The sequence below is a fragment of the Paracoccus sp. S4493 genome (assembly GCF_000967735.1).
GTDB lineage: Bacteria > Pseudomonadota > Alphaproteobacteria > Rhodobacterales > Rhodobacteraceae > Paracoccus > Paracoccus marcusii.
The window spans coordinates 1-763 of the sequence record NZ_JXYF01000324.1 but is presented as its reverse complement, the minus strand read 5'-3'; the positions used below and the strand labels follow the sequence as shown (position 1 = coordinate 763).

Below are 763 nucleotides of genomic sequence, written 5' to 3'. Positions count from 1 at the left end.
GGTGCGCCGCATCCTGGCCAATTACGAGGGCGAGACGCCGGGCGTGAAGGCGCAGCTGGCCCGCATGATGATGACCGGAAAGCTGGCCGGCACCGGCAAGATGATCATCCTGCCCGTGGACCAGGGGTTCGAGCATGGTCCCGCACGGTCCTTTGCGCCGAACCCGGCCGGCTATGACCCGCATTACCATTATCAGCTGGCGATCGATGCCGGGCTGAACGCCTATGCCGCGCCGTTGGGCATGATCGAGGCGGGTGCGGACACCTTTGCAGGCCAGATCCCCACCATCCTGAAGGTGAACAGCGCCAACAGCCTGATGTCGGGCACGGCGGGCAAGAACCAGGCGATCACCGCATCCGTGGATGACGCGCTGCGGCTTGGCTGCGCTGCGATCGGCTTCACGATCTATCCGGGGTCGGACATGGCGCTGGACATGTTCGAGGAGATCGTGGCCATGCGCAAGGAAGCCGCCGCCAAGGGCGTGGCGACCGTCATCTGGTCCTATCCGCGCGGCGAGGCGATCACCAAGGACGGCGAGACCGCGATCGACGTGGCCGCCTATGCCGCCCAGATCGCGGCGCTGATCGGCGCGCATATCATCAAGATCAAGCTGTCGACCGACCACCTGATGCTGCCCGAGGCCAAGAAGGTCTACGAGGAGAAGGCGATCGACGTGTCCAGCCAGGCCAAGCGGGTCGAGCATTGCATGCAGGCCAGCTTTGGCGGACGCCGCATCGTGGTGTTCTCGGGCGGGGCGGCCAAG

At 65.7% G+C, this 763-nt stretch carries 1 protein-coding gene; it reads left to right on the top strand.

Annotation, left to right across the window (positions count from 1 at the left end; genetic code table 11):
• Position 1: 1 nt before the first annotated feature.
• Positions 2-763: class I fructose-bisphosphate aldolase (locus TW83_RS17445; RefSeq protein WP_045984058.1), on the top strand; the 762-nt coding region annotated here is incomplete at its 3' end.